Genomic DNA, 3,083 nt, shown 5'->3' with positions numbered 1-3,083 from the left:
CTTCTGCGCGGGAGCCACTCGGCGAGCTGCTCGCGCGCCAAGGTGCACTGTGCCCCATCGAAACTGGAGACACCGTTGCTGCGCAGCGGGTCGAGCCGGCGCAGCACCCAACCGGGCGACCACAGCACGCTGGGCAGCGCCAGGGGATCGCGTGTGTCCGCCTTGTGGCAGCCGATGAGGTGATCCCACTGGCGCCGCCATTGGACAAAGCGCGGCTGGCGCCGCACGACCTCGTCGAAATCCAGGGCCAGCAACGTGCAGCGCCGTCCGGCGCGTGCCCATTGCTGCAGCGTCTCGACCACCGCCCGCTCGCCCAGCGGCCAGTCGACGAAGCTGGCGTCGCTCAGGACCAGCTCGCTCCAGCCTTCGCGCGCCGCCGCGGCCAGGGCGTCGCGCACCAGCTGGCGGAAAGCCTCGCGCCCGCTGAAGCGCCCCTCGGGCAGACGGGGCGGCGGCACGGGGGCGGCCTCATCGCGCACGGCGGGCGTCCTGGATGCGTGGAAAGGGGCGCTTTTCCATTGACCTGTCTCGATCGCTCAATGGGCCTGCCGCGGGTGGGCCCAGCCCGCATCGCACCACTCCGACAACAGCTCCAGCGCCTCGTCGCTCGCCCGCGCCAGCTCGTGCGGCGCCAGTGCCCGCGCATCCGCCAGGCGGCGCATGAGGGCGGCATCGCGCCCTGCCGCGCGGTAGCTCTCGCCATTGATGAACACGTGGCGCGCGTCATACATCATGCGGGTGCGCGGATCCAGCACGATCGCCTCCATCATCCCTGCCTTCGCCCCCGGCTCGAACCAGACGTTGGGCTTGGGCTCGGTCAGGGCCTCGCCCAGCGCCCGCTCCAGGGCGTGCGGTGCCGCGAGCGCGCGCTCGACCGCCTGGCGCGCGAAAGCCTGCAGGCCCTCAGGCACCGCCCCGGGGGTGGCGGTGGCCGGCTGCGCCGGGTCGCGGTAGAGGGCCGGGTCCTCCTCCTGCGCGACGGCGTCCGCGAGGCGCACCAGCACCTCGTGCGCCAGCCCGGCACGGTCGGGCGAGCGAAAGCCGATCGAGCAGGTCATGCATTCGCCCTCGGCCACGCCATCGTGCGCCCAGCGCGGGGGCAAGTACAGCAGGTCGCCCGGCTCCAGCACGTGCTCCTCCTCGGGCTCGAAGTTCGCCAGGATCTTCAGCGGCAGCCCCTCCACCAGGCTCAGATCCTTCTGCCGCCCGATCCGCCAGCGGCGCCGACCGTGCACCTGCAGCAGGAACACGTCGTAGCTGTCAAAGTGCGGCCCGACGCCGCCCCCGTCGGTGGCGTAGCTGATCATCAGGTCATCCAGGCGCGCATCCGGCACGAAACGGAATTGCTGCAGCAGCGCGTGGGCAGCCGGGTCATGCAGGTCCACCCCCTGCACCAGCAGCGTCCACTCGCGCGTCTGCAGGGAAGGCAGCGCCCGGCGCGCGAAGGGGCCATGGCGCAGCAACCACTTGCCATCCGCGTGCTGCACGAGGCGCGACTCGACCGCGTCGCTGGCAGCCATCCGCAGCAGCGCCGCACGCGCCACGGGCGGGCGCAGGCCAGGGATGGCCTGGCGCACCAGCAAAGGCCTCTTGTGCCAGTGGCGGCGCATGAACTGCTGGGCGCTCAGTCCACCGAGCAGGGGCAGGGGTTGGGTGGTGTCCATGGGCACTGCGCCGCGGTGGCGGCTGCAAAAAAGGAGGGCAGACAAGGGCGGAACTGCGACAATTGTCCTATGGAAATCACAGAACAATGCGTGGTCGCGCTGACCTGGAAGCTCAGCGACACCCTGGGCGAGGAGCTGGACGTGCTCGACGACCCGGTGGAATTCCTGGTCGGCGGCGACGACCTGCTGGCGCGCATCGAGCAGGCCCTCCAGGGCCACGGCCCCGGAGCCGAGCTGTCGCTGCACCTGGAGCCCGAGGAGGCGTTCGGGGACTACGACGGTCAACTGATCTTCCTGGAGCCGCGCCATCTGTTCCCCGCGGAGCTCGAGGAAGGCATGAGCTTCGACGGCAGCGCGCTGCCGCAGGGCGTGAGCGCCGAGGCGCCGCGCGAGGGCCTCTATACCGTCGCCCAGATCTACCCCGAGCACGTGGTGCTCGATGCCAACCATCCCCTGGCGGGCATGGCGCTGCGCCTGGAGCTGAAGGTGCACGCCGTGCGCGAGGCCACCGAGGAAGAGATCGGCCGCGGCTCGGCCGGCACGGGCTTTTTCCGCGTCCAGCCCGTGGCGCCTGGCGGCAGCAGCCTGCACTGATCCGCGCCGGCCCGCGAGGCCACTGCCGGCCCGGGCGCTCAGATGCGCGAAATCTGCCCGGCGTACATGCGCACGCGGTCGCCCGGGCGCAGGTCGCCGGGGTGAGGCACCTCATACACGCGCTCGCCGCCCCGGTCCAGGCGAATCACGATGCGGTAGCCTTCCTGGTCGGAGCGCTCGCCGCTGCGCGACTCGATGGCGTTGCCTGCCACCGCCCCGCCCACGGCACCGATGGCGGTGGCGGCTGCGCGGCCGCTGCCGCCACCGACCTGGTTGCCCAGCACGCCCCCGACCACCGCTCCGAGGATGGCGCCCGCGCCGCTGGTGCGGTTGCGGGCGTGCAGCCCCTCGATGTGCGAAACCGTGCCGAATTCGGTCACGCGCTCGTCGTAGCTGGGGTAGGTCGTCGACGGCTGTCCGGAATAGTAGGGACGATCGGAATAGCGCGGCGCATCGGCGCACGCTGCCAGCGTGCCCGCCAGCGCGACGGCACCGGCCACGGAGGCAAAACGAGAAAACTTGGGCATGGCATCACTCCTGCAAGCGAGGGAAAGGCACAGGCACGGCGAACGCCGCGCCACCGGTGCCGATTGCACCACGCGCCCGCGCCCTCCCCAGGCCGGGCAAGGGCCGCGCTGGCTGTAGTTGCGCCCACCGGATGGCGGTAGGCGGGCGCTGACAGGAAGGGTGGCGCAGGGCCGCCCGCTCAGCGCGTGCCGGTCGAGCCGTAGCCGCCCGCGCCGCGCGAGGACGGCGGGAATTCGTCGACCACGCGAAACGACGCCTGCACCACCGGCACGATCACCAGCTGCGCCAGCCGCTCCA

General features: G+C 71.8%; 4 protein-coding genes and 1 pseudogene. 1 reads left to right on the top strand and 4 read right to left on the bottom strand.

Annotation, left to right across the window (positions count from 1 at the left end; genetic code table 11):
• Both A612_RS02265 and A612_RS02260 read right to left on the bottom strand, forming a co-directional pair.
• The coding region (locus tag A612_RS02265; RefSeq protein ID WP_040435705.1) for a hypothetical protein at positions 1–458 on the bottom strand (458 nt) is incomplete at its 3' end.
• A gap of 78 nt (positions 459–536) precedes the next feature.
• Complete coding sequence (locus A612_RS02260) at positions 537–1,664, bottom strand: JmjC domain-containing protein (RefSeq protein ID WP_019372986.1); 1,128 nt, start codon at positions 1,662–1,664, stop codon at positions 537–539.
• A gap of 69 nt (positions 1,665–1,733) precedes the next feature.
• Between A612_RS02260 and A612_RS02255 the strand changes: the two genes are divergently transcribed.
• Entirely contained in the window at positions 1,734–2,258 is a 525-nt protein-coding gene (locus A612_RS02255; protein ID WP_019372985.1) for an FKBP-type peptidyl-prolyl cis-trans isomerase, read from the top strand.
• A 38-nt stretch (positions 2,259–2,296) separates the two neighbouring features.
• Here the strand turns inward: A612_RS02255 and A612_RS02250 are convergent, their stop codons facing one another.
• Both A612_RS02250 and A612_RS02245 read right to left on the bottom strand, forming a co-directional pair.
• Positions 2,297–2,785, bottom strand: a complete 489-nt coding sequence (locus A612_RS02250) for an outer membrane lipoprotein (RefSeq protein WP_019372984.1) — start codon at positions 2,783–2,785, stop codon at positions 2,297–2,299.
• Between the two features lie 179 nt (positions 2,786–2,964).
• A pseudogene (locus A612_RS02245) lies at positions 2,965–3,083 on the bottom strand (dUTP diphosphatase); the annotation flags it as partial.

Source organism: Melaminivora alkalimesophila (assembly GCF_000282995.1).
GTDB lineage: Bacteria > Pseudomonadota > Gammaproteobacteria > Burkholderiales > Burkholderiaceae_C > Melaminivora > Melaminivora alkalimesophila.
Note: the sequence above shows the minus strand (reverse complement) of the source record. Positions and strands in the feature narration are given on the sequence as shown.

Excerpts from the sequence above, each read along its gene's own strand:
- A612_RS02260 (WP_019372986.1), bottom strand. The coding sequence starts at position 1,664 with ATGGACACCACCCAACCCCTGCCCCTGCTCGGTGGACTGAGCGCCCAG.
- A612_RS02255 (WP_019372985.1), top strand. The coding sequence starts at position 1,734 with ATGGAAATCACAGAACAATGCGTGGTCGCGCTGACCTGGAAGCTCAGC.
- A612_RS02250 (WP_019372984.1), bottom strand. The coding sequence starts at position 2,785 with ATGCCCAAGTTTTCTCGTTTTGCCTCCGTGGCCGGTGCCGTCGCGCTG.